Consider the following 26,101-nt stretch of genomic DNA (forward strand, 5'->3'; position numbering starts at 1 on the left):
CTTACCCAACACTAGCCCCACCCCGCCCAATTCCGTACCATCCCCAGCCTTATCCCCCGCAACTCCCCGGTACTTCAATGAACCTCACCCGTCTGCGCGCCGACGCCCTGGCCGGACTCACCACGTCTTTTGCCTTGCTGCCCGAATGCATCGCCTTTGCCCTGGTGGCTCACCTCAACCCGCTGATGGGCCTCTACGGCGCATTCATCATCTGCACCCTCACCGCGCTGTTCGGCGGCCGGCCTGGCATGGTCTCCGGGGCCGCCGGCTCGATGGCGGTGGTGATCGTCGCGCTGGTGGTGCAGCACGGCGTGCAGTATCTGTTGGCCACGGTATTACTGGGCGGGTTGATCATGGTCGCCTTCGGCCTGTTGCGCCTGGGCAAGCTGGTGCGCATGGTGCCGCACCCGGTGATGCTCGGGTTCGTCAACGGCCTGGCGATCATCATTGCCCTGGCGCAGCTGGAGCATTTCAAGAGCGGTGACACCTGGCTCAGCGGCACGCCGCTGTACGTAATGACCGGGCTGGTCGCGGCAACCATGGCCATCGTCTACCTGCTGCCGCGCCTGACCCGCGCGGTGCCTCCGGCTTTGGTGGCGATCCTCGGCGTGGGCCTGGCGGTGTACCTGCTCGGCCTGCCGACCCGCACCCTGGGCGACATGGCCCACATCGCCGGCGGCCTGCCGACCTTCGCGCTGCCACAGATTCCCTGGACCCTCGAAACCCTTCACATCATCGCGCCCTACGCGATCCTGATGGCCATGGTCGGCCTGCTGGAAACCCTGCTGACCCTCAACCTCACCGACGAAATCACCGAAACCCGCGGCTACCCGGACCGCGAAAGCGTGGCCTTGGGTGCCGCCAACATGGTCTCGGGCCTGTTCGGCGGCATGGGCGGCTGCGCGATGATCGGGCAAACCGTGATCAACCTCAGCTCCGGCGGGCGCGGGCGCTTCTCCGGGGTATTTGCCGGGGTGATGATCCTGCTGTTCATTCTGTTTCTGTCACCGCTGATCGAGCGCATTCCGCTGGCGGCGCTGGTGGGGGTGATGTTTGTGGTGTCCCAGCAGACGTTTGCCTGGGCGTCCCTGCGGGTGATCAACAAGGTGCCGCTCAACGACGTGCTGGTGATCATGGCGGTGACGGTGATTACCGTGTTCACCGACCTGGCGACGGCAGTGCTGTGCGGGATTGTGATTGCGGCGCTGAACTTCGCCTGGCAGCAGGCGCGCGAGTTGTACGCGGATGAACATATGGAAGCGGACGGCAGCAAACTCTATCGGGTGCACGGCACGCTGTTTTTTGCCTCGACCACGCCGTTTTTGAATCGCTTCGATCCGGCCAACGACCCGGCCCAGGTGACGCTGGATTGCCGTCACTTGAGCTTCGTCGACTATTCGGCGATTGCCGCGTTGATGACCTTGCGGGAGCGCTACGCCAAGGCCGGCAAGCATTTGCGGGTGCTGCACCTGTCCGAGCGCTGCCGCAAACTGCTCAAGCGTGCACGGGTGCAGCACGACTGACCGTTGTTGAAGTGCGATGATCGTTCCCACGCTCTGCGTGGGAACGCCGCTTTGGACGCTCCGCGTCCGCTCTTAAAATCGTGACGCGGAGCGTCACAGGATGCATTCCCACGCAGAGCGTGGGAACGATCATGGCCCGACCAGGTTTTCCAGTTCCTGGGCGCGGGTCTGGGTCATGTCCAGCACGCAGCCGGAGCCGTTGACCTGATCAATAGTGCCGCCGGTGGCTGAGCCGATGAAGCCGCAATTGGCATCGCGAAACTTGAGCCACTGGCGTTGTACGTCCTGCAGCTGCTGCTTGCGGTTGCCTTCCATCGCCGTCATCGCGGTTTTGTAGGCGGTGTTCAGGCGCGCGTCCTGCACCTTGGTTTCCTTGGCGTTGCAATCGACCATGTCGGCGGTGGTGTTGGCGCCGTCCATGCATTTTTTCAGTGCCGGGTTCTCATCGGCCGAGGCCGTGCCGCACAAGGCCAGCAACAGTGCGCCGGCGGCGAAAGGAACAAGCAGGGGGTTACGATTCATTCTGGGTTTTCCTGGTCATGAGTCGGTGTGCAGTCTAAGACTCGGCCTGCGCAGTTGAGTTTCCAGCCCCGGCGATCTTCATGTAAAAACGCCCCCCGAATTTTCATCCACTGACCCTGGGCATATCCCTGCGCGACAGGGCTTGTCTGTGGGCGAAAATTACTTTCATAAAAATTGAAAATACACCTGGGTAATGATTTATGACTTTCACAACCTATTCGACGTGACCCTTTCCGAGGAGTACCGCATGGCCGCATCACCGGGGTATTGGCTGTTGATCTACGCCGCCATCGCCATCATTGCATTGATCGTATTGATCGCGCGTTACCGGCTCAACCCGTTTATCGTCATCACCCTGGTGTCTATCGGCCTGGCGCTGTTGGCCGGAATGCCGGCGGACACGATCATGGGCTCCTACGAGGCGGGCGTCGGCAAGACGCTGGGGCATATTGCGCTGGTGGTCGCGCTGGGCACCATGCTCGGCAAGATGATGGCCGAGTCCGGTGGCGCCGAGCAGGTGGCGCGCACGCTGATCAACCGGTTCGGCGAGCGTAACGCGCACTGGGCAATGGTGTGTATCGCGTTCTTGGTGGGGCTGCCGCTGTTTTTCGAGGTCGGTTTTGTGTTGCTGGTGCCGATCGCGTTTACCGTGGCGCGGCGGGTGGGCGTGTCGATCCTGATGGTCGGCCTGCCGATGGTGGCGGGCTTGTCGGTGGTGCATGCGCTGGTGCCGCCGCATCCGGCGGCGATGATGGCGGTGCTGGCCTATAACGCCTCGGTCGGGCAGACGGTGCTGTATGCAATTTTGATCGGCATACCCACCGCGATCATTGCCGGCCCGCTGTACGCCAAATTTATCGTGCCGCACATTCACCTGCCCGCGGAAAACCCGCTGGAGCGCCAGTTCATCGACCGCGAGCCGCGCACCCGCCTGCCGAGTTTCGCCCTGACCATGGGCACCATCCTGTTACCGGTGGTGCTGATGATGATCGGCGGCTGGGCCAACCTGATTTCCACACCGGGCACCGCCTTTAACCAGTTCCTGTTGTTTATCGGTAACTCGGTGATTGCGCTGCTGGTGGCGACCCTCGTGAGCTTCTGGACGCTGGGCCTGGCCCAGGGTTTCAACCGCGAGTCGATCCTCAAGTTCACCAACGAATGCCTGGCACCGACCGCCAGCATCACCTTGCTGGTGGGTGCGGGCGGTGGTTTGAACCGGATTCTGGTGGACGCTGGGGTCACCAATGAAATCCTTGGCCTGGCCCACGCTTTCAACCTGTCGCCTTTGGTGATGGGCTGGCTGTTCGCCGCGCTGATGCGCATCGCCACCGGCTCGGCCACCGTGGCCATGACCACGGCCTCAGGCGTGGTCGCACCGGTTGCGATGGGCCTGGGTTATCCCCATCCGGAATTGCTGGTGCTGGCCACTGGTGCGGGTTCGGTAATCTTTTCCCACGTGAACGACGGCGGCTTCTGGCTGATCAAGGAATACTTCAATATGACGGTGATCCAGACCTTCAAGACCTGGACCGTGCTGGAAACCCTGATTTCGGTGGTTGCCTTCGGTCTGACGTATGGTCTGTCCTGCATCCTGTAACCGGAGACCTCATGGACATCCTCTACCAGATCCGCGCCCGCCAGGATTCCTTCAGCGCCGGCGAAGGGCGTATCGCCAAGTTGATGCTTGATGACGTCGGCTTTGCAGCGTCCGCCAGCCTGGAAGAGTTGTCCCAACGGGCCGAGGTCAGCACCGCCACCTTGTCGCGTTTTGCCCGCAGCGTCGGCTGCCGCGACCTGCGTGATCTGCGCCTGCAACTGGCCCAGGCCAGCGGTGTCGGCAGCCGTTTCCTCGACCCGGCGGGCCTGCCGGAGCAGTCGGCGTTTCACCGGCAGATTCTCAGCGATATCGAGGCGACGTTGCGCCGGCATCTGTCCGGTTTCAACCAGCGCAGCTTTGTCGACGCCGTGAGCCTGCTGGGCAATGCGCGGATGATCCACGCGTTCGGCATGGGCGGGCCGTCGAGCCTGTGCAGCGACGAGTTGCAAGTGCGCCTGGTGCGCCTGGGCTACTCGATCGCCGCTTGCCACGACCCGGTGATGATGCGGGTGACGGCCGCCACCTTGGGTTCGGAGCATGCACTGATTGTTTGCTCGCTGACCGGTATCACCCCGGAGGTATTGGGCGTGGTGGCATTGGCGCGTAACTACGGCGCCAAAATCATCGCCATCACCCTGCCGGATTCTCCGCTGGCGCAGTTGGCCGATGTGCTGCTGCCGCTGCAACCGGCCGAAACCAGTTTTATCTACAAGCCAACGGCGGCGCGCTACGGAATGCTGTTGGCCATCGATGTGCTCGCTACCGAGCTGGCCTTGGCCATGCCGGACGACAACCAGGAACGCCTGCGACGGATCAAGCTGGCCCTGGACGATTATCGCGGCGGCCCTGACAGCCTGCCGCTTGGAGATTGAGATGAAGTACCACACGCTGATCCGCCAGGCGCTGATCATTGATGGCAGCAACACCCCCGGCTATGTCGCCGATGTGGCAGTGCACGAGGGCCGTATCGAGAAGATCGGCGACCTGTCCCGGGACAGCGCCGAGCATGAAATCGACGCTGCCGGGCGCGTATTGGCGCCGGGGTTTATCGACGTGCACACCCACGACGACACGGTGGTGATCCGTCACCCGCAGATGCTGCCCAAGCTGAGCCAGGGCGTGACCACGGTGATTGTCGGCAACTGCGGCATCAGCGCCTCGCCCGTGAGCTTGCAGGCTGATCCGCCGGACCCGATGAACCTGCTGGGCACCGCCGAGGCCTTTGCCTACCCACGGTTCAGCGATTACCGCGCGGCGGTGGAAAACGCCCACCCGGCCGTCAATGTGGCGGCGCTGATCGGCCACACCGCGCTGCGCAGCAACCATATGGACGACCTGCACCGTACCGCCACGCCGGGTGAAATCACCGCGATGCGCGTGCAGTTGCAGGAGAGTCTGGCGGACGGTGCCCTGGGTTTATCCACCGGGCTTGCATACGCGAGCGCCTTCAACGCCGAGACCGTTGAAGTGCTGCAGTTGAGTGAAGAACTGACGGCTTATGGCGCGGTGTACACCACCCATTTGCGCAGCGAATTCGAACCGGTGCTGGAGGCGATGGACGAGGCTTTTCTGATCGGCCGGCATGCCAAGGCGCCGGTGATCATTTCCCACCTCAAGTGCGCGGGCGCCGGTAACTGGGGGCGCAGTCCGCAGTTGTTGGCCTCGCTGGAACACGCGGCGAAGACCCATCCGGTGGGCTGCGATTGCTACCCGTATGCGGCCAGCTCTTCGACCCTGGACCTCAAGCAAGTCACCGATGCGTTTCGCATCACCATCACCTGGTCTGCGCCGCATCCGGAAATGGGCGGGCGGGATCTGCAGGATATCGCCGCCGAGTGGGCGGTGCCGCTGATGGACGCCGCCCGCCGCCTGCAACCCGCCGGGGCGGTGTATTACGGGATGGACGAAACCGACGTGCAGCGCATCCTGGCGCATCCGCTGTCGATGATTGGCTCGGATGGTTTGCCGGAAGATCCGTTTCCTCATCCACGTCTGTGGGGCGCGTTTCCCCGGGTACTGGGGCATTTCAGCCGGGACCTTGGCTTGTTCCCGCTGCACACCGCCGTGCACAAGATGACCGGACTGTCGGCAGCGCGCTTTGGCTTGGCCGAGCGCGGTGAAATCCGTGAAGGACACTGGGCCGATCTGGTGCTGTTTGATCCGTTGCGGGTGCGGGATGTGGCGGACTTCAAAGAGCCGCAGCGCGCGGCGGAAGGGATTGACGGTGTGTGGGTCAACGGCGTGCTCAGCTACAGCGACGGGCAGGCCAACGGGCAGCGTCCCGGACGATTCCTGGCGCGCAGTGGGGATTTGCGAAACGGGTTTGCGGCCGTATAGTGGCCGCTCTCAAACACGGAGCAATCGCCATGCACTTAGGAAAAGTCACCCCCATCTTGCGCAGTTTCGACGAGGCCAAAACGTTGGAGTTCTACGTCGACTTCCTGGGGTTCAAGGTCGATTGGCAGCACCGGTTTGAAGACAACTTTCCGCTGTACCTGCAGGTGTCGCTGGGGGACTGCGTGCTGCACTTGTCCGAGCACCATGGCGATTGCACGCCAGGTGCGGCGGTGCGGATTCAGGCTCAAGGGTTGGAAGCGTACCAGCAACAGTTGCTGGCCAGGAATTACCGCAACGCCAAGCCGGGGATTGAAGACACGCCATGGGGCAGCCGCGAGATGAGCATCAGCGACCCGTCGGGGAACCGGTTGGTGTTTGTTGAAGAAGTCAGCAGATGAGGCTGCGCGCATAAATCGCAGGCAATAAAAAACCGCCTTAGTAGGGCGGTTTTTTATTGCAATCCCAGTTCGCGGCTGGGGTTGCGCCTCACCGGAAGCATTGACCTGCTGACCGGATACTACTGTCGGTTCAGGCATCACGCAAGGCCTGGTGACACTCGGTGTTTTCAGTTCTTTGAGATCTACGCTATTTAAGGACGACTGCAAAAACTGGCAATAAATTCTTGGAGCGTTACCGGTGGATTAGTTCTCCCAGGTCACACCTTTGAGCGGGATGTTGGTTAGTATCGCCCCCGTTCTGTGTATGTCGTTTGTAGGTGGGCTGGGTACGCGCGCGAATTTATGGACCGAACGCCACGGGCTAGTAATCCGTGCCGGATTCATGCGGGAGGACCCAAAGCCCGGCCGCCTCACTGGAAGCATTGACCTGCGTCCGAAGGCTCACGTGTTCCGGTAAGTGCGTTGGAGGTAGGCCCAACTGATGGAGGGCCGAGTATGTCCAAGTTTGCACGACGTACGTGGGACCTCGTAGTGAACTCCCTGCGTGTTTATCACGTGTGGAAATTCCTGCGGGACAGCTTTGATGACCGTTAAGGTCTGAGAAGTGGGCCGCCCCGGTTTCGACCGGGGCGGCTTTTTTGTGCCTGGGATTTACACCCGGAAATGGCTGACCATCTGCTGCAACTGCCCGCCCAAACGCGCCAGTTCCACACTTGACTTGGCCGTCTCGTCACTGGCCGCTGCCGTCTGCTCCGACACGTCCCGTACATTCACGATGCTGCGGCTGATCTCTTCCGCCACGGCACTCTGCTGCTCGGCGGCTGCGGCGATCTGCTGGTTCATCGACTGGATATTCGATACCGTACGGGTGATGTTTTCCAGTGACACACCGGCCTTGCGCGTCAGTTCGACGCTGCTGTCGGTGAGGCTGCGGCTGTTGTTCATCACGGCGGCCACTTGCTGGGTGCCGTTCTGCAAACCGGCCACCAGGCCTTCGATTTCTTCGGTGGATTTCTGGGTGCGCTGGGCCAGGCCGCGCACCTCATCGGCGACCACCGCAAAACCGCGACCGGCTTCACCGGCACGGGCGGCTTCGATGGCGGCGTTGAGCGCCAGCAGGTTGGTCTGCTCGGCCACGGCCTTGATCACGTCCATCACGCTGCCGATCTTGTTGCTCTCTTGTTGCAGGTGCGTCATGGCGTCGGTGGAGCGTGCCACTTCAGCTGCCAGGCGCTCGATCTGGGCGATGGCTTCGGCCACCACCTTGTCACCGGCACGGGCTTCACCGTCGGCGGCCGAGGCAGCCTGGGACGCTTGTTCGGCGTTGCGTGCGACTTCCTGCACGGTGGCAGTCATTTCGTGCATAGCGGTGGCCACTTGATCGGTCTCGATCTTCTGGCTGTTGACCCCGGCACTGGTCTGTTCGGTCACGGCCGACAGCTCTTCGGCGGCGCTGGCGATCTGGGTCACGCCGTCACGGATGCCGCTGATCAGTTCACGCAGGGTGGTGCCCATGCGCTGGATGCCTTGCTGCAACACGCCGAGTTCGTCGCGGCGGGTCACCTGGATGTTGTGGCTCAGGTCGCCGGAAGCGATGCGCTCCACCACGGCGAGGGTCTCGCGCAGTGGGCGGGTGATCTGGCGGGTGATGATCACCGCAGCCACGATGCCCACCAGCAAGGCCAGCAATGTGCTGATCAGTTGCAGGCTGCGGGCCTGGGCGCTTTCGGCGTCGCGGCGTTGCAGCTGGATGTCGTACAGCTTGTCGCTGATGGTGACAATGTCGGTGCCCTGGGTGGTCATTTCTGCCCGGGCCGAGACGATGTTGGCGTTGGCCGCCTTGTAGTTCTGCACCGCGCTGCGATAGGCGCCGAGGGCGGTTTCCAGGGCTGTCAGTGCAGGCTGTTGGCTGGCGCCAAACGCTGCGTGCAGGCCTTTCAAACCGTCGATGGCTTTCTCGATCTGCGCGGCAGCGCGGGCTTCAGTCTCGGCGTTGACGTTACCGGTGTAGCCGCGCACTTCGTAGCGGGCCAACTGGAACTGTTCCTTGGCGCTGGTCACGGCCTCGAACTGGGCAAAGCGCTCGGTGCTCTCGGGCATCTGCCGCACGCTGGCGTCCAGGGCACTGATCTGCGCATTGGCGATGTCAGCCTTGTCGCCCATGACCTGGCGCGCGGCGTTACCGTTGCGGTAGGCCTCGCGCATTTTGTTCAAGGACTGCTGGTAAGCGGTGATGATCGCTTTTTGCTCATTGAGCAGCTTGAGGTTGTCCGGGCTCTTGAAGCTGTCCAGCAGCTTCTGTTGCTGGGCGACAAAACCGTCGAGGTTGGTCTGCACGTTTTGCGCCACGGCTTCGTCGCCGTTGGCCAACATGTATTGCAGGCGCACGATTCGCAGTTTGGTCAGCGAAGCGTTGAGCTGGGTGATGTCGCTCATCCAGTTACTGCGGTCGATCAGGCCGCCCAGGCTGGTCCAGCCGGTGAGCGCGAGGATCGAGGTGAGTACCAGTACCAGGCCGAAGCCCAGGCCCAGTTTCATATTGACGCTGATGTTGCCGAACCAACTATTCATCGCATTCCTCCAGGAACAGATTTGCGGGTACATCCGGTTGCTGGAAGTAGCGACCAGCCGATGGGTAGTCAGGAGGTATCGGCAGCCCTGGCGAGAGCTGAAACGGTTTTTTCGTGAGGGCAGGATTTATGGAACGTGAGCGACGAGCGGTCGCACCGCCCTCATGCAGAGGGCGGTGCGAGGATCAGTGGACTTGGCGCATTCTTTTGCTGGTGGTGATGATGTCGATCAACGCTTCCCTGCTGCTGAAACGGCGGTCATCCAGGTTCCAGCGATTGACGAAGTGCCCCCTGGCATCCTGCTGCAACGCGGTGTGGACCAGTACGCCGTCGCGGTTTTTATGGACCATCTCCAACCCGTCGTCCAGGGTGCGCTGAAGCAGGTAGTCGCCTTTGCGCCGCAGGCGTTGTTCGAGGCTGAGGGGTGGTGCGGGCGTGGCAGGTAGCGGCAATGGCGCACCGGCGACTTCGACGTTTTTCTTGAAGTCGTAGCGCACCAGTGGCCATTGCTGCTCGCGCGGCAGCGCTTGGACGCTGGCGGGCTCACGCACAAAGCCGCTGGCCGAGCCGGGAGGCACATCGTCCAGCAGCAGACTGATGCCGTTGTTGAGCTCGGCAATGCCCGGTACGCCGCGATGGGTATTGGCGTGCGTTTCGCCCACCAGCGCGACCCACTTGTGTGGCCCCTGTTGAAGCTGGTCGGCGCGGATCACCTGGGTCGCAAAGTAGTTGAACATTGATGTCCTGGAGGCGGGCATGCCGTCCACCCGCAAGCTGGCGACACAGTCGAGTGCGCGGATCCGCACGTTATGCTTCATCGCCACCTGCACCAGGCTGACAAAACCGTAGGGGCTGTCGGCCGGTACGCCGTGGCCTTTGTCCAATGCGTTGAGGTAGCTCCACAGTTCATCTGGCATAAAGCCCAGGCTGTGGACGATATCCAGGTCGGCTTGATGCAGCTCGGTGGTGAGTTGCTCCATGTACAGGGTTTTTACTTCTCGCGGGCCCTTCAGGTATTCCATGTGCCGGCTGAGGAAGCCTTTGCTCGACGTACCGGCGTGGGCTTCGCCGACTACCAGGCCATCGGCGGTGTCCAGCAGTTGATCGATAAATTTCGCCTCATCCAGGGTCGGGTCGACCGCAGGCAGTGCTCCCCGAGCAGGCGGTGTGTGTTCGGTAAAAAACGCCTGGGCCTGATCCTGAAGTTTTTTGCGGGTCTGGTCGAAGGTGGTTTGCGCCGCGCGACGGCTGCTGGCGGTCTCCCTGTAGGCGGTGGCGAAGAGCGCTTCACGCGTGCCTATCGGCAAGGTGATTTCCTCGCTGATCAGGCCCAGGTGTTCATGGGGCAGGTCAAAGGTGCTGAAGTGGCGCGGCGCCTCAACAGGCAGAGGGCGCGTTGGCCGTAGCGCGTGTGAGCGCTCCACCGAGGGCCCCGGGTGCGGCGCCGGTTGGCGTGCCGTGTGCAACGACAGCTTCAGGTCGCCCTTGGCCAGGGCATCGCCGGGAATGCCGCCGGCCACATCCGCGATGACTCGGGTGGGTTGGTCGAAGGCGTCGTCGACCCGCAGGGCAATGCTCTTTTGCAGGTCGGCCAGGCCCGGCGTGCCGCGATAGGTGCTCATGCGTTTTTGATCAACCAACGCTATCCAGCGTTCGCCCGGTTTTTTCGCCTGGTCGTCGTTGATGAGGGTGTGGGAGTAAAAGTTGGTCAGCCGGTTGGCGCGAATCGGGGCCGGGCGTGAATCAAACAGGCACAGGGTGTTTTCCAGGTCGTAGGAGCTTGAGGCGTTCAACGGCCGAACCTCAATCCCGTGCTGTTGCGCGGTGTTTACCAGCATCCAGTGGCCGTGCAACCCGTCGGGGTCGCGGTAATTTTCCTTGTCGATGGATTTGAGCTGGCCCTCGGCCCGTTTCGAGAAGCCACTGGAAAACCGTGAGTGGGTTTTCAGGTGATGAATGTCGCGCCACAGTGGCTCGATATAGAGAACCGTCACGTTCAGTTCGCGCAGGTACTGCATGTTTTCGATCAGCACCTGTTTAGCCGCGGTGGAAAACGGTGCCTCGCCTACCACCAGGTTGTGCGCGTCATCGATCAGCAGCTTGAGCAAATCACGCAGGGCGATGTCTGGCGCCGGGTTCAGGGTTTCGGCCCGGGGAACCACGGCGGGCAACCGTGCAAAAAACGCGTCGGCGTCATCCGTCAGGGCCCTGACATTGTCCAGGTGCTGTTTGAGTGCCGGGGCGAGTTGCCGACGCGAGATCCAGATGCTGTGGGTATTGAGGTCTCGATCCAGGTAGGCGATTTGCAGGAACAGCGCCGACCGGTCCTCGGGGGCGATGACAGCCGATACGTCGCGACGAAACTTTTCCGACAACTCATAGGGCTGGCCGAGTCTTTCAGGGCCAGGCATGCCACCGATGACACCGGAGCGCTGCCACTGGCCGTCCACCGTCTGGTTCACCAGCTTGCCGGTGGAGCGCAATTGCCCGCTGGTGTTGTCGTAGCGAAACAACAGGAATCGCCCCAGGCTGTCCGGGGTGTGCGAGGCCCACAGGCTGTCGCCGGCAAACAGCACGGGCTGCATGCCCTGCGGCAATGGGGGCTGCGGTTGCAGTTGCTTGATCAAGGTCATGGCCTGTTGGTCCTTGGTCACCCGGGCAATATGGCGTAACGGCGGACGGGCGAGCTTGACGGGGGCGAACAGCAGGGGCCGCAGGTCGGTCAACAACGTCCCGCCGGCATTGAGCAGCGCACCCAGATAGTGTCCCAGCGCGGCGGCGGTGTCGTTGCGGCTGTAGGCATGCAGGGCGAGCATCGAATCCTTGAACACCAGCAAGCCGCCCAAGGCCAGGCTCAGTGCCGGGAAGGGCGCGGTCAGCACGGCAATGGTGATTTCGCCGATCACGCTGACCAGCTCAATGATCATCTGCAAGCGCCCGGTGGTGGTGCTTTTGACTTCGTCGATACGGTGACGCAGCTTTTTGTCGTAGGTGTGGTAATGCAGGTTCTTGAGCGGCAGTGCGGTGCGAGGCACTTCGTCGAACACCGGCTTGGAATACACCCCCTTGAGCTGTGCCGATAGGCCGGCCACCAACGCATGCAACCTCGGCTCGAACGCCGCGCGCTCAACGCTGGCGACCCGGCTGATGTAGTAGGTGTCCATGCCTTCAAGGTTTTTCAGGCGTTCGTTGAATTCCCGTTGCGGCCTGAAGGCGATGCCATCCGGTGCGTGCGGGGTGTAGAGCAGGGGCAGGTCGTTGGCGTGGTGGAACAGGTAGCAGCCATCGATCACTTGGCCGCTGATGTGCAGGGGATAGAGCCGATACCGATTGCGCACGGCATCGCTGTTATCGGCCAGGCTGTCGATGCTTTTTTCCAGCCAGGCCAGGTCGCCTGTTGCCAGGCAGCCTTGCAGGCAGCACTCAAGCGCGGCGACGTGCATGTGCAGTTGGGCAACCTCCAGGGCCATGTTGCGGCGCCATGCATAGTGGGGGCCTTGCGGGTCCAACAGGGTTTTCTCGACCTCGGCGACATAGCGGTCACCGATCCAGGTGCCTCTGACCGAGTTGCTCACCGTTTGCGCGGTGAGTCGACTCAGGTCGACGCCGGGCGGTCCCTTGAACTGCGCGGTGGTGCTGGCGTCGGGGTTGATAAAGCCCAGGCTGGCGTCGTAGCCGTTGCGGTACAGCGTGGTGTAGCTGACGCGTTCGCGCGGGGTGATCACGCCCACGAGGTTTGGGTCTACCGCCGGGATCGGGTTGCCGAGCAGTTGGTTGAGGGCGGCTTTTGCCGCCTTGTGCAGGTAACTGTCGAAGTCGGGAAACTGTTGTGGGCTACCCGGGCTTGCGGCGTAGGCCTGTGCCGCGCCCAGTGCCTGTTCCTTGAGATCGGCGAGTTTCTGTCGGTCGGCTGCCGATGCCTGGCTCAGCCACTTGGGCATCTGATACAGGTATTCATCGGCCTGCATGGCCAGCGTCGTGGTGCTCATTTCCACCAGGCAGGCGTCATAGGTGGAGGGCGCGCCGAAACTGATCATCAAATACTCAAGGCTGGCCGGGGTAAAACCCAGGGCGGAAAGCATCGCGCTGTATTTGGGCCGGATCCGGCTGACCAACTGTTCAAGCAGGTAGTCTTTCATGCTGCGCGAACCGGGAGCGAACGCTATCTCCTGGCTCCAGCCGAGGATATGCGCCTGCAATTCCCGCTCGCTGCCAAAGGCCTGGAACTGTTCGGCGCGTGGCGCGTGTGGCGTGCACAGCAGCAAGCGTTTGACCGCGCCCGTTGCATCGGTCTGGCGCAGCACCCACAGGTCCTTGAGCGGAGCCTTGTGCAGGAACAGGCAGCAGGCAGTGAGTGTGGGCGAGGGGCCTTCACTCAGGGTTTGCAGCAGTGCGTAGTCGTCCGCGCTGATATGGTTTTGCAACGATGCACTGTAGGCCAGCGCGTGCAGGCGGCTGTCGAGCATCTGCTGCATGGCTTCCTGTACGGCGGGCAAACTGTGGGCGCGCTTTTGTTCTTCGGCGAAGGTCAGGCTTGGTTGAACCTTGGCCAGCAGCTCGGCGAGGTAAGCCGGGGTGACGTCCTGGAACTCGGGCGGCAATGGCTGCTGGCCGTAGGTCAGTTGGGTGTGCTTGAGAAACTCGGAACCGGCGTGTTCATCGCCACGGTGCAAGCCACGTACCGCCAGTTGCACCAGGTTGTTGTGCTGGTTGTACGAGTTGCCCGACTTAAGGGTGCGTTCAGTGCTGATCTGCAGTTGCTCGGGGATCAGGCCCTGGATATCCATGTCGTCGTCCAGGTGCTCAAGCAATTGCAGGCGTGCCATGGCCTCGGGCGAGGCCGCCGGGCCGAGCAGCGCCAGCACTTGCAGGCTGAGGTGTTCGTAAGTGCGCAGGTGTTCGGCGAGGGTTTTGCGCTGGGCCTCATTGGCGCGGCGGTACCAGTCGGGGGCGGATTCGTGGAGCAGTTTTTCCAGTAACTGCTGCGCGCGCAGTTCCAGGCGCGAGGACAGGTCCCAAGGCGAGCAGCGCAGCGCCTGGTCCAGTTCGAGGGTCATTCTGGCGACGTCTGTCGGCGCTGGATGGCCGTCCAGGCCAAGGGCAAACGCGATGTCCTGATGTTGTTTGTCCTGCAGGGCGTTGTAGGTGTGTTCGTTCAGCGGGAGGCTGTCGATAGGCTCTGGCACCAGCGGCCAGATACTTGCCGCGCGCAAGTGCTGGTAACGGCGCGGCAAGTGTTGCAGCAGTTCCTGACGCCAGGCCGACTGCTTCATGCGCTCTTGCAGCGTGCGATCCAGGTGTTTGAGCGAGGTGAAAGCCTCCAGGCCTCTGGACGGGGTGAACAGCAACACATCACCGTCCTCGATTTCCAGGTGGGTGGCCGGTGTCTGGCTGCGCGTGAGGACGAACGCCCCGGCGAACTCGATGGTCTGCTGGCGGTAGCGAAACGTCAGGCGATGGATACCCGGGCGCAGCTCGGGGCCGCTGACGATATTCGTCACCAGCAGCTGGTCGGCAGGGCTGAGCAGGCGATCCTTGACCTTCAGCCTGGCCTCGGCCTCCAGCATCGGCTGGTGGCTGTCGAGTATCCAGTTCTTGCGTAGATGGCCGTTGGGCCGCCGTTCGATTTCCAGGGCGGCCAGCTTCTTGTGCAATGCCTGGCTGATGCGCGTGCGGTTCAACCGGCCGGGTTCGCCCTGGATCACCCAGTCGCCGGGGACGGTGTAATGCACTTGTGCGTTCTGCAGGCTCCAGCGGCTTTCTTCTGCCAGGGCGGTGTGCAATGCCTGCACCTCCAGCAACTCGGTAGAAGACTGCGCTGCCGGTGCGTGGCCGTTGGGGAAAATCTGTAGACGATGACCGATTTGCAGCAGGTAGCCGTTCAGTTGTTCCGGGGTAAGTGGTGATGTGTTCGGGGGCTGGGCGGGCATGGCCGGTCCTCAGGGAGTCAATGGTCCCTGAGGGTGCGCAGTCTCGGCGTGTGGATGGCGGTAGTTAGTTACTCAAGGCCTCGACCACGGTCAGTATCAGGCGTGACGGGCAATCGGTACTCAGGTGTAGCGTGTTGCGCGCCACCCTGGGATGTTCTGCCTGGCCGGGTGCTTCGCCGCTGTTGGGGTTGACGTCAAAGCGCGGGAAGTTGCTGCTGGCGATGTCCAGGCGCAACCGGTGGCCGCGCTGGAACAGATTGCAGGTGGCGAAGGGTTCGATCACCACCTTGACCCGCTCACCCGGGGTCAGCAGGGTGGGGTGCTCCCAGGTGTTTCGGTAGCGGGCCCGCAGGATGCCGTCGGTGATGTTCATGGCGTAGCCGTCCGGGTAGACGTCGACCAGTTTGGCGGTGAAGTCGGTGTCGGGCGCATCGCTGTCGATCCACAGTTCCACGCGCAGCGGGCCTGCGACGATCAGGTCGTGGCTGAGTGGCTCGGTCTGGAAGCTTAAGATATCGCTGCGCTCGGCCAGGGGGCGCTGGTCGCCACGGGTACCGAAGAAGTCCGCCCGCTCGCGTTGGTCGAAAGCGCCGCCGACAAAAATCGGCGCGCCGGAGGTCAGGGCGCCACCGATGGTCGGCACCGGATCGGCCGGGTCGGCGCAGTAGCTGAGCTGGCCCTCGGTGGTCGGCGGTTCAGGTTGCAGTTGGCGTTGTGCGGTGAGGTGCAGGGTGAGTTGCCGGCTATCCGGTAGCGGCCATTGATGACTGTCGATCCAGTGCCCGCCATGTTGCAAGCGCCCCTGTTGATCGCGCTCACCGGTGCCACCGCCCATCAAGAACACCTTCACCGCCGCGGGGGCGGGCAGCGGCGAACCCTTGAGGGTGCGTTCAAACCAGTCCAGGCGGCAGCTCAGCCAGTCTTTCGCCACCTGCCCGTCGAAAGCCGCTGGCGCACCAAATTCCGCATCGCCACTGTGAGTGATATTGCGATCACCATGCAGCCAGGGGCCCATGATCAACTGATGCTGCGCCGTACTGCCGGCGCAAAACGCCGCGTAGTTGGCGAGGGTCGAACTGACATAGGCGTCGTACCAACTGGACATGAACAGCACCGGGATATCCGGCAGATCGTGGTAATGCCCCTCGGCGTAGATGCCCGGCGCTTGCCAGTACGGGCCGAAGTCGCCCTGGGCCCACTGCTCCAGCAGATAGGCTTCGTACTCCGGCACATGCCGCAGGGGCGATTGCCCGGCGTGCCACGGCATGCGCTTGAACCACTGGTGGATGTCTTCCTGTTCGAGGGCTTCGAGGATCTTCGGATCCGCCAGGGCCGCCGGGCTTTCCTTGGCCTGGCGAAACGCCCAGGTGGCCTGCTTGAGCTCCAGCGCGCCGCCCTGGCGAATCCCGCATTGGTAGGCGTTGGCGAAGCCGCCGCTGTCCAGCACCATGCTGGCGAGGCCCGGCGGATGCAGGCAGGCCATCGCCAGTTGCGTGTGGGCGGCGTAGGACAGGCCCATGCTGCCAATCTTGCCGTTGCACCACGGCTGCTCGACGATCCAGGCCAGGGTGTCGCAACCGTCTTCGCCCTCGGCGGTGTATTTGGTGAACACGCCTTCGGATGCATAGCGCCCGCGGCAATCCTGGAAGATCGCGACAAAGCCCTGGGCGGTGAACCGCGCGGCCATTTGCTCGCGGGAGATGTGCTGGCCGTCGAGCTGGATTTCCGAGCGCGATGGTTTGCTCTTGTCGTACGGGGTGCGTTCGATCACCACCGGAAAAGGGCCTGGACCGTGGGGCAAGTAGATATCGGTGGCCAGGTGGATGCCGTCGCGCATGGCGATCATCTGGTTGTGCAACGTCTGCATGGGAAAAACACTCATGGGGTCAGTACCCGGTGCCTACGGCAATGGCCAACAACACCATCGCCAGCACCGCATAGATCAGAAACAGCGGCAGGATGTAGCGTGCCCACTGGCCCCAGCCGACGTTGGCGGTGGCCAGCAATACCAACAGGCCGCTGGAGGTCGGGGTGATCATGTTGGTCAGGCCGTTGCCCATCAAAAACGCGAACACCGTGGTTTGCGGGCTGACGCCGGAGAGCTGTCCCAGCGGCCCGAAGATCGGCATGGTCACCGCCGCCTGCCCCGAGGTGGACGGGATCAGTACATCCAGGCCCAGCTGTGCGAAGAACATGCCGTAGGCCGAGACCACCGGGCCATGATCGCCCACCAGGTTGGCGAGGTTGTTGACGATGGTGTCGAGCACCTGGCCGGTGCTGAGGATGATTTCCACGGCGGTCGCCAGGCCGATCAACACACCGGCGATCAGCACCTTTTTCATGCCGTCGACAAAGGCGCTGGCGGCGGTGCTGGCGCCAAGCCCGGCGATTACGCTGAACGCCACGGTCAGCAGCAGGTAGAACGCCGACAGCTCGTGGTATTTCCACTCCCAGCGGTTAGAGGCGTACACCAGGAAACCAATGCCGGCCCCCAGCACGATCAGGTTCAGCAGATGGCGCAGGGACAGCGGTTTGCGTTCGAAGGTGATCTGCGCGCTGGCATCAAACCCATGCTTGCGGATACTCCACAGTACGAACGCGATGCCCACCAGCAGGAACGTGCAGTAGGCCAGGACGCGCATGCTCAGGCCGCTGAAAATCGGCAGCCCCACCATCGGCTGCGCCACGGACAGCGCCACCGGGTTGGAGATGGAGGCCAGGTAGCCGATCTTCACCGAGATGGCCACGATGGCCAGGCCGATCAGGTTCGACAGCCCCAAGCGGTTGGCCATGGCCACCATCAACGGCACGATCAGGATGAATTCCTTGGCCAGGCCCATGAAGGTGCTGCCGGCGGAAAACACCAGCATCAGGCTGGGCACCAGCACGTAGATATTGCCCCGGGTCAGCCCCAGCAGGCGTTCGAGACCGGCATCAATCACACCGGCCTTGTTCAACACGCCGAACATCCCACCGATGAACAGCACCATGAAAATCAGCGCGGCGCGTTTTTCGATGCCTTGGGGAATGGCCATGAAGCCCTCGACCAACGATACCGGGCGAGCGACCGTATCGCTGGCCTTGCGCGGTTCGAGGGAGAACAGTTGGCCCAGGGAGTCGTGCTTTTCCAGCACCTGATAGGAGCCCGGAACCACTAGGCCGTTCTGGCGCTGGAACTTGCCCGAGTTCACCGCGTAGGTGAAGGCGACAGCCAGCAGCACGATGCTCAGCAGAATGATGGCCGGGTTGATCTGCTTGCGCTGCGCGGGTGTTGCCACCGGCGTATCAGTGGGCGAGTGGGTACGGACGATCTGCGGTTCGGTCATGCTGGTTGCCCCGGTGTGCGCTGTTATTGTTGTGTCGGGTGACACTTGTGGAGCGGACACTAGGGCAAAGTTTTAACGGCGACAACGTTATGCGCGGGCTGGGTTGGGCTATGCGTTTTGTGCGGCCAGGCGGTGCTTGAGGTGCTCGGCAAACGCCGTCACCACCTTGGACCTGGGTTCATCCGCGCGAAACGCCAGGCCGAATGCATAGGGCAATGCCGGTCGAAACGGGCGGGCCACAATCGGCAAATGCATGAAGTGGCTGGCCAGCAAACCATTGACGATCGACACCCCCAGCCCTTCGGCGACAAAGCTGCACGCGGCGCCCACCGAGTGCACTTCCACCCGCACCTGTGGCGTCAGGTTGGCTGCGCGAAACACCTGGTTCAACTCCGCCCGCAGGGCCCGTTGCCGGCCCAGCATTACCAGCGGCACGTCCCGCAAGTGTTGCACTTCGATGCAGGCGTGGCGGGTCAGCGGATGGTCAGCGGGCATCACGCACACGCCTTCGGTTTCCAGCACCGGTTCAATCTCGAAGTCGGGAATCTCGGTAGGCAAGCGCACAAAACCGAGGTCGGCGGAACGGTCGAGCACGGCCCGTTCGATCATGTCGTAGGAACCGGTCAGCAGCTCGACGACGATGTCTTCCCGGCCCTTGAGAAACTCGGCGACGATCCGCGGCAGCAGCTCCTGGGTCATGCTGGTGGGCACCCCGACCTTGATCAGGCTCTTGCGCGAACGGCCCACGCGCATCTCATCTGCCAGGCGCTGGATACGCTGCATGCCGTCGACCAGGCCGGCCACTTCGGCGAGCAGTTCTTCAGCCTCCGGGGTCGCCATCAAGCGGCCCTTTTTGCGCAGGAACAACGCGAAACCCAATGCCTCTTCCAACTGGCTCAACAACCGGCTGACCGCGGATTGCGACAGGCCCATGCGGGTCGCCGCACCGATGGTCGAACCGGTGGACATGATCGCCTTGAAGGCTTCGAGCTGCTTGAGATTCACCGTGATTTTCCTGTGGTTTGAGGGCTTTGCGCATAGCCTGATGCGCTTCTCGCATAACGTTGCCGGGCGTTCGAGGAGCCGTTAGTGTCCGCCGCAATGCGACGCGCCGTCCAGCGTGTCGCAGGCAGCAACTGCCCATAAAAAAACACAATACGGCATTCGGGAGACGGTTATGCGTGAGCTTTTCACGAGGGGAGGAGTGGTGTGCACGGGCTTGCTGGCGAGCCTGTCACCGGCATTGATGGCCCAGGGTTTCTGGGAGGATTCCCACGGCAAATTGACCTTGCGCAATTACTATTTCAACGACGGTTACCGCGACGGCGGCGAGGACCGCAAGGAGTGGGCCCAGGGCTTTTTGCTCAACCTGCAATCGGGTTATACCGAAGGCACGGTGGGTTTTGGCCTGGATGCGTTGGGGCTGTCGGGGATCAGGCTCGACTCCAGCCGCGCCCATGCCGGCACCGGGCTGTTGCCGGTGCACGACGATGGCCGCGCGGCCAGCGAATTCTCAAGCCTGGGCGTGGCCGCCAAGATGCGCATCGGTGAAGCCGTGGTGAAAACCGGCACGCTGCTGCCGAAGATTCCAGTGCTGGTGTACAACGATGGCCGGCTGTTGCCACAAACATTCCAGGGCACTCAAGTCGAGTACAGCGGCGTCCGTAACCTGTACGTGCACGCCGGGCACCTGGACAAGTTCAAGCTGCGAAACTCGACCGACAGCGTGGACATTTATCCCCAGGGCTACAGCGGCAAAAAGGGCAGCGACTTTGATTTTGCCGGCGCCACCTATGCCTTCACGCCCAAGCTAAGCGGTACCTGGTACTACGGCGAAATGCGTGAATTCTATCGCCAGCAGTTCTTTGGCCTGGTGCATAAACAGCCAGTGGGTGCCGGCAGCCTGACCAGTGACTTGCGTTACTTCATCAGCAACGAAGCGGGCGAGGCACGCAATGGCAAGGTCGACAGCGACATGTTCAGCGGGTTGTTCACCTACCGGCTAGGGCCGCAGGCGCTGGGCGTGGGTTATCAGAAAGTCACCGGCGATACCGCGTTGCCCTACGCCAGCGTGTCGACGGTGTATTCCTTCAGCAACGCCGGCGTCGGCAAATTCATCCAGGCCGGTGAGCAAACCTGGATGCTGCGCTATGACTACGACTTTGCCGCCGTGCTGCCGGGCCTGAGTTTCATGACCCGCTACTACAAGGGCCAGAACGGTGACTTCAAAGGGCGCGAAGCCCGCGAGTGGGAGTCGGACACCAACCTGCGCTACGTGATCCAGGACAGCACCTTCAAAGGTGTGGGCATCGAGTTGCGCAAGGCCACGTATCGCTCGACCTATGCGAGCGATCGTGACAACTATCGGGTCTACCTCACGTACGACCTGGCGCTGTGGTGACAGGCCCTACTGCTCGACGAAATAGTACGGCTGACGGTTGATCGCCATCTCCTTGACCACCGTCACCGGGACGTTCAGCCGGTCAGTATTGTCCACCAGGGCCACGTTGCCGGGTTTGGCCGCGAGGTAACTCTTGAGTTCCTCCGGCGTCTGCAGAATCGTCAAATAGCCCTGCATGTAGAACACCCCGGCACCGGCGATTCGCTCGTTGGCCTGATACAGCACCACTTCCTTGCCCTGCGCCTGCATCGCCTGGATCTGGCTGATTACTGGCACAAACGACTGGCGCACATCGGCCTTGGGCGCGAACCAAAAGGCGGCAATCAGGTAGCAGGCCACCACCACGGTAAAGAAGCCACCCAACAGGCCACGGCGATGTGCATAAACGTGTTCGGCAATGTTGGAAACCTGTCCGCGACTTTTCAGCCAGCCCAGCAGCACGCCGCCATACTCGGCGGCCAGCACCGCAGCGGCGGGTGTCAGCGCCATCAGGTAAACCGTGCGCTTGCTGGAGGCGAACGTCAGCAGGGTGAACTGCGCCACCAGCCATATGCTGAAAAACAGCCGGTAGCGGTTACGCACCAGGCTTTTGCGGAAGTGCCACAGCCCCAGGTACACCAGGATATTCCAGGGCAAAAAGGCTTCGGGCAGTTTGACGATGTAGTAATAGAACGGCTCGTAGTGACCGGCTTCGACAAACGAACCGCTGAAGCGCCCGACACTGTTGGTCAGCAGCACTTCACGTACCCCCTGCAACCCGTCGCGCTGGTACAGGAAACCCAGCCAGATCATCAGCGGCACCAGCGCCAGCAGCGTGAACAGCCCGGGCTTGATCCAGTCGCCCAGCTTGAATTGTTTATCCATCAGGCTGGTACTGGCCAGATAGACGAAGATCACCACACCCGGCATGGCCAGGCCCAGAACCCCTTTGCTCAAGGTGGCGATGACCATCCCAAAGGTGAACAGCAACCAGGTGCTCAGGTTGGAACGGTCGCGCTCCGACTCGGGGCGGTTGGCTTGATAAAACGCCAGCAGGGCCATGGTGACCCCGAGGGTGAGCAGCGAGTCCTCACCCACACCGCGCACGTTGCTCCAGTAACTGGCCATGGTCGCCAGCATCAGGCCCGCGACAAACGCCAGCGCCTTGGGCCGGCCAAACTTGCGCAGCATTCCGTACAGCAGCATCACACTGAACAGCCCGGCAAACGCCGACGCCAGACGCACTGCCCAAGTGGTACCGCCAAACAGCCGGATCGCCCCGGCGTCGAGCCACAGGCTCAGCGGCGGTTTTTCCAGGAAGGGTTCACGGAACAGTCGCGGCACCACCCAATCGTTATCCAGGTGCATGGCCATGGCGATCCCGGCCACACGGGCCTCGGTCGAGCCTTGCAACTCGTGATTGCCAAGGGCAAAGAAAAACAACAGCGCGGCGAGCAGGAGCAGCAGAGGAGCGGAACGCGTCATGGATTCTGGCTACCGGGGCAGGGGGCCATTCGGGGGAACGGCCCGGGCGATCGGCGAGTATACGAGGGCGATTCTTAATAATTCGTGAATGGATGTGAGGTTTTTGTGGGGTCAGGGTTGTTTCAGCAGTGGCCAGTGGGTTAGCCAGCGTTTGGAGGTGATGCGTTGTTGGTAGATGGCGTGTTTTTCCTGGGTGAAGCGGGGCGTGGGTTTGAGTTGGAGATTGAACAGGTCTTCCAGGCCGAGTGGGGCTGAAACTTCGCATACGTCCACTGCGGTTCTTCTGACGGCTACTGCGGTGGCGGTCTCGGGCCAGAAGCGCATGGCGTCGCTGGCGTTGCGATAGGGCGCATCGCCGTTGCGCAGGTGCATGCGGGCCTGGTTTTTGACGGACCAGTCGATGGAGGGTTCGGCTGCGTGTAAGAGGGCTTCGAGGCGGCGGTCTTCGTCGGGGCGGGTGCAGGTGGCGTCGAACCACAGTACGTCGACGTCACCGGTCAGTGGTGATAGGGGGCGACCGTGGAGGTGATCCCATACCGCGTTGCGTACGAAGCCGGCGCCGATCCAGCAGTCGGGGAGGGCGAGGGCGAGGGCGCGGACGACGGCCAGTAGGTGCCAGCGTTGGGCATCGCTGCTGATCAGGGGCTGGAGGGCTTTCTCGCTCAAAGGATAACGGCCTCTTTCACAACGATCCCCAGGTCATTGCTGACTTTCACCACCCTCACTTCATCGCGATAACCGATCCACGTGGGGCGGCAGATTTTAATCGTATTATTCAGCTCAGCATCGAAGACCCTGATTCCGCTGCAGCTTTTACTGCCGCCTGACGAATATTCGTAGTGAGCCGTATAGCTGCTGCGGATGCCGCCCGAACATAAAATGGCCAACGAAAACAGCGTCACCGAGGCCAGCGTGCATAGGATGAACATCCCGGCAAACGCCTTAAGCAGGGTCCATTTTTTTTCGAGCCGCAGCTGAGGTTTTCTTACCCGCCAGACAATCACGGACGCAGCCAGGGTCAGGACGAGAGATACGGATAAACAGGCTTTCTCCGCGACCGGTTTGAAGTGGATGGCGGGTGAGATGCTGAACTGCCATATAAACAGCACGGCCAACAGAAGCTGTACGCCCAGCACGACAGGTATCAGGTAGGCGTAGGAATTCTTGTTCATTGCGGCACACATCCTTATGTTTCAACAAAGGTGGGGTTTATCTTAAAAGAAAATAGACCCTCACCTTTTTCTTACTTTTGGGGCGCTCAAACGGATCGTCATGTTTCCTGTCAGGAAACGGACCTTCCCGTAGCTTCTGAATCTGCCGTTGGCACAAGAATGTCCAGTGCGCGCTTCACCAGCAACTCACCGAGGACGCTCAATTGCTGGGTGGCCAGGAGTTTATGGCGAAAGGCGCCATCGAACTCGAAAGCCAGGTCGGTAGTGAGCGCGTTCAGTGAGGCGAGGGTTTCGCAGGCCTGTACGAGCAGGGTTTCGGGGTCGATGTTTTGGGCGATACAGAAGATATCCGTGCCGGATTGGCTGGGGCATGGAGGATTGGGGGTGTGCTTTTTCATGACTGCAACTCCTTGATTGGTGGAGTCGCCAGACATCGCTGCTAAACGAAAAGGGTGGCGACTGTACGCGGGTTAGCAGACCAGGAATCAAGGAACCCAGCGCACTCGAAAGTGCCCCACGCACAGCCGCCATAACGCGGACTAGCGAACGCGGATGCTCGCTTGAACGGATGGTGGCATTGCATGCCTTGATATTAACCGAGCTGCTAAACCCGGTCGCTGATTTTGCAGCGACGTTTCAAGGCTAGTCGTGTCGATTGATGAGCACCAGTTCACCAAGGGCGCGATGTCTTGCGGGAAAAATCCGAAGGGCCATTCGGCGGTGTGTTTTCAGGAGGCCAGAAACGACAAAACCCGCACAAGGCGGGTTTTGGTGGTGCTTCGTATTTGGTGGGCCGGGGTAATTTGAATCCGGCTGGTAAGATATTGATTTATAATATTTATATAGATTTAATTTTTTTATTGGAATACAGCACTCCACGTGACCACCCGTTTTGCAGTCGATCTGACAGCACGCTTCATAACCATGATTGGCAGTAAACTGCCTGCAGCTGCAGATGACGACAAGAAGAAATCGACCAAGAGCAGATCACGCAGACAAGATTCGGGGGGGGCAGTAACTAAAGAACAGGTCTTTGAGTCTCACTTTTATCCCGGGTAGATATAGATCTAAGGACTCTTTTTTTATGTTTTCATCTATGTGTGTTTGTTCTTTTAATAGCTGTTCAAAGATGTCACCAAATACATCAATACTTTTCCCAATGCTGTAGCGAACTCGACGAAACATTGGAAGGTTACAACAGGCTACATGGCTGGCCTCGCGGCTGTAGCCATACCCTTGAACACGGAAGGCCGACCAAGAAATTCCAAAAAGATAAATTCTGGTAATTGACCTTCCTTCTGGAAGCTTCAGTCGCAGCGTTTTTACGAGTTCATCTGAACTTTTATCTTTCAGCCATGATTCTACAGCCTCCCCCCACGAATCTATCTCGGAAGCAAGATTTTTTGCCTTGCTTCGAAGCTTTTTAACATCAAAAACAAAATAGTCCTGCCACTTCAACTGAAAGAGCGCAAGGTTTCCTGAAACAGTATCATAAATAGCGCCGTCTAGATCGGTAATTGTTCGTCCTGCATTTCGTAACTTAATATTTCCTGTTACCCGCTTGTATCGATTTCCCATGAACATGTAATAAATGTGGCTTCTAAGCCAGTCTTCTCTAGGGAGCGCGATAGCGTTGGTTGTATTTATGTCTCTTTGCGTGAGTAGTTCAATCATTGAATGAAATGGGTTTCTGAGTATGCTGGCGACGGGCCGAAGAAACATTCCATTGCCCATGTCAAGTAGTAGTGGTGAAATATAACTGCCGCTTTTGAATGTGGAAAGGTCTGATATTTTAAAAGATATTATGTCGAGAATTTCAGATGTCAGGTCTTTCTCGAAACCTGTATGAGCCATAACTGCATCTATAAGGTCACTTTGCGTGGTCCAGATGGTCAGGCTTTGCGGTATTGATATTTCCTTTATTTTATGGAGTGCTATATCTGCAAATGTAATGTGTTTAGTATGCAGTGCTATGATCACAGCAGTGACGACTATGATGTGTACGGCGCTTATTCCGTTGATTTTTACACTAGGATGAAGCCCTGCTTGGTCTCGTGCCTCTCTTATCCAGTCAAGGGCTAGAGAGAAGAAATGATTATCGACTCGAGGGTCAGCACCGTACCCCATCATGACTCCATGTCCCAAGTCATGAGGGAATATCAATGGTTCCATCAGTATTCTTACATTTTCAATTTTTTTGTCTTTGTGTAGGCTGGAGTTATTGAAGCCATAGAATGCACCAACAGCCTTTATTTCATCGGGTTCTTCATCAAAGCTAAAAACTTTCCATCCATTCGAGAAGCCGGTTGTGTTTTTTCTTACCGCTAGATCGATTTGAGATGCGTATGTGGACTGTAGTGCATCCATAAGTTGATATGTGATCTCTTCTCGTGCGGTCACTGTTATTTGGTCAGTGGAGGTGTGGATATCTATCAGTCCGGTACAGTTTAAGTCTGAAATGTTTTTTAGGAAGGCGATCGCTCCTAGTCGATACAATACTTGAGCTGCAATTTTTCTTGTTTCGGTAGTACTTTCCCTAACTGGTATTCCCGGCTTTCCGATGTCTACAAAAAAATGCTTTATGGCCATTCCCCAGCCAAGTCTATATAGCTCTGACTCTGAGGTCGAAGTTATTTGCTCCTTAGGTAGCGAGTCTTTATATACGGTAAAATAATCTAGAAACCTCATCATGTCTATGAATAAGGTCATTTTTGATATTGGATCTTTAGGGAGTGAATCTAGTATTCGTATTAGCTCTGAGTCGGCTAGGTTTCTTAAATTTTGCTCCGCTGAAAGATCCATATTTAATATTCCTATAAAATTAAACTCGTGTTAACGGAAGTCTTTGGGGTGGCTGTCTG

The 26,101-nt window shown here is 60.3% G+C and carries 17 protein-coding genes and 1 pseudogene; 6 read left to right on the plus strand and 12 right to left on the minus strand.

What is annotated here, in order from left to right; translation table 11 throughout:
- Window positions 1-77: 77 nt before the first annotated feature.
- Window positions 78-1,523 (plus strand): SulP family inorganic anion transporter, encoded by a 1,446-nt coding sequence (locus HX814_RS17220; RefSeq protein ID WP_008436699.1) that lies wholly within the window; start codon window positions 78-80, stop codon window positions 1,521-1,523.
- A gap of 129 nt (window positions 1,524-1,652) precedes the next feature.
- Here the strand turns inward: HX814_RS17220 and HX814_RS17225 are convergent, their stop codons facing one another.
- The gene (locus HX814_RS17225) at window positions 1,653-2,045 is read right to left on the minus strand and encodes a lysozyme inhibitor LprI family protein (RefSeq protein ID WP_003212286.1); all 393 of its coding nucleotides are present in this window, start codon (window positions 2,043-2,045) and stop codon (window positions 1,653-1,655) included.
- Window positions 2,046-2,238: 193 nt separating this feature from the next.
- Here HX814_RS17225 and HX814_RS17230 point away from each other — a divergent pair, with 193 nt between their 5' ends.
- From HX814_RS17230 to HX814_RS17245, 4 genes are read left to right on the plus strand one after another with little or no spacing between them, the layout of a single operon-like run.
- Entirely contained in the window at window positions 2,239-3,642 is a 1,404-nt protein-coding gene (locus HX814_RS17230) for a gluconate:H+ symporter (protein WP_017478510.1), read from the plus strand.
- An 11-nt stretch (window positions 3,643-3,653) separates the two neighbouring features.
- Window positions 3,654-4,514, plus strand: coding sequence for a MurR/RpiR family transcriptional regulator (locus tag HX814_RS17235; protein ID WP_177009236.1), 861 nt, complete (start codon window positions 3,654-3,656; stop codon window positions 4,512-4,514).
- Between the two features lies 1 nt (window position 4,515).
- Window positions 4,516-5,979, plus strand: a complete 1,464-nt coding sequence (locus HX814_RS17240; RefSeq protein WP_177009235.1) for an amidohydrolase family protein — start codon at window positions 4,516-4,518, stop codon at window positions 5,977-5,979.
- Window positions 5,980-6,008: 29 nt separating this feature from the next.
- Complete coding sequence (locus HX814_RS17245) at window positions 6,009-6,377, plus strand: glyoxalase superfamily protein (protein WP_177009234.1); 369 nt, start codon at window positions 6,009-6,011, stop codon at window positions 6,375-6,377.
- Window positions 6,378-7,028: 651 nt separating this feature from the next.
- Here HX814_RS17245 and HX814_RS31720 read toward each other — a convergent pair.
- The 6 genes and pseudogenes from HX814_RS31720 to HX814_RS17270 all read right to left on the minus strand — a co-directional run bounded on the left by HX814_RS31720 (window position 7,029) and on the right by HX814_RS17270 (window position 19,208).
- Window positions 7,029-7,892: a methyl-accepting chemotaxis protein gene (locus HX814_RS31720; RefSeq protein WP_371132985.1), complete on the minus strand. Its 864-nt coding sequence runs from the start codon at window positions 7,890-7,892 to the stop codon at window positions 7,029-7,031.
- Window positions 7,884-8,981 (minus strand): annotated as a pseudogene (locus HX814_RS31725) (methyl-accepting chemotaxis protein); the annotation flags it as partial. The pseudogene HX814_RS31725 and the gene HX814_RS31720, both read right to left, overlap by 9 nt.
- 151 nt (window positions 8,982-9,132) lie before the next feature.
- Complete coding sequence (locus tag HX814_RS17255; RefSeq protein ID WP_177009233.1) at window positions 9,133-14,877, minus strand: membrane-targeted effector domain-containing toxin; 5,745 nt, start codon at window positions 14,875-14,877, stop codon at window positions 9,133-9,135.
- 64 nt (window positions 14,878-14,941) lie between these two features.
- Entirely contained in the window at window positions 14,942-16,744 is a 1,803-nt protein-coding gene (locus tag HX814_RS17260; protein ID WP_177009250.1) for a CocE/NonD family hydrolase, read from the minus strand.
- Window positions 16,745-16,763: 19 nt separating this feature from the next.
- Window positions 16,764-18,203, minus strand: a complete 1,440-nt coding sequence (locus HX814_RS17265) for a YfcC family protein (RefSeq protein WP_177009232.1) — start codon at window positions 18,201-18,203, stop codon at window positions 16,764-16,766.
- A gap of 108 nt (window positions 18,204-18,311) precedes the next feature.
- The gene (locus HX814_RS17270; RefSeq protein WP_177009231.1) at window positions 18,312-19,208 is read right to left on the minus strand and encodes a LysR family transcriptional regulator; all 897 of its coding nucleotides are present in this window, start codon (window positions 19,206-19,208) and stop codon (window positions 18,312-18,314) included.
- A 172-nt stretch (window positions 19,209-19,380) separates the two neighbouring features.
- Between HX814_RS17270 and HX814_RS17275 the strand changes: the two genes are divergently transcribed.
- Window positions 19,381-20,604: an OprD family porin gene (locus HX814_RS17275; RefSeq protein ID WP_177009230.1), complete on the plus strand. Its 1,224-nt coding sequence runs from the start codon at window positions 19,381-19,383 to the stop codon at window positions 20,602-20,604.
- 6 nt (window positions 20,605-20,610) lie between these two features.
- Here the strand turns inward: HX814_RS17275 and HX814_RS17280 are convergent, their stop codons facing one another.
- The 5 genes from HX814_RS17280 to HX814_RS17300 all read right to left on the minus strand — a co-directional run bounded on the left by HX814_RS17280 (window position 20,611) and on the right by HX814_RS17300 (window position 26,042).
- Window positions 20,611-22,068 carry a glycosyltransferase family 39 protein gene (locus HX814_RS17280; protein ID WP_177009229.1) on the minus strand — a complete coding sequence of 486 codons (1,458 nt, stop codon included), beginning with the start codon at window positions 22,066-22,068 and terminating at the stop codon, window positions 20,611-20,613.
- A 111-nt stretch (window positions 22,069-22,179) separates the two neighbouring features.
- Window positions 22,180-22,734, minus strand: a complete 555-nt coding sequence (locus tag HX814_RS17285) for a nucleotidyltransferase family protein (protein WP_177009228.1) — start codon at window positions 22,732-22,734, stop codon at window positions 22,180-22,182.
- Complete coding sequence (locus HX814_RS17290; protein WP_177009227.1) at window positions 22,731-23,240, minus strand: hypothetical protein; 510 nt, start codon at window positions 23,238-23,240, stop codon at window positions 22,731-22,733. The genes HX814_RS17285 and HX814_RS17290 overlap by 4 nt, the downstream gene beginning before the upstream one ends.
- A 110-nt stretch (window positions 23,241-23,350) precedes the next feature.
- Window positions 23,351-23,638, minus strand: coding sequence for a DUF6124 family protein (locus HX814_RS17295; protein WP_102368051.1), 288 nt, complete (start codon window positions 23,636-23,638; stop codon window positions 23,351-23,353).
- Window positions 23,639-24,227: 589 nt separating this feature from the next.
- Window positions 24,228-26,042, minus strand: coding sequence for a hypothetical protein (locus tag HX814_RS17300; protein ID WP_177009226.1), 1,815 nt, complete (start codon window positions 26,040-26,042; stop codon window positions 24,228-24,230).
- Between the last annotated feature and the right edge of the window lie 59 nt (window positions 26,043-26,101).

Source organism: Pseudomonas sp. C8002 (genome assembly GCF_013385765.1).
Classification (GTDB): Bacteria; Pseudomonadota; Gammaproteobacteria; order Pseudomonadales; family Pseudomonadaceae; genus Aquipseudomonas.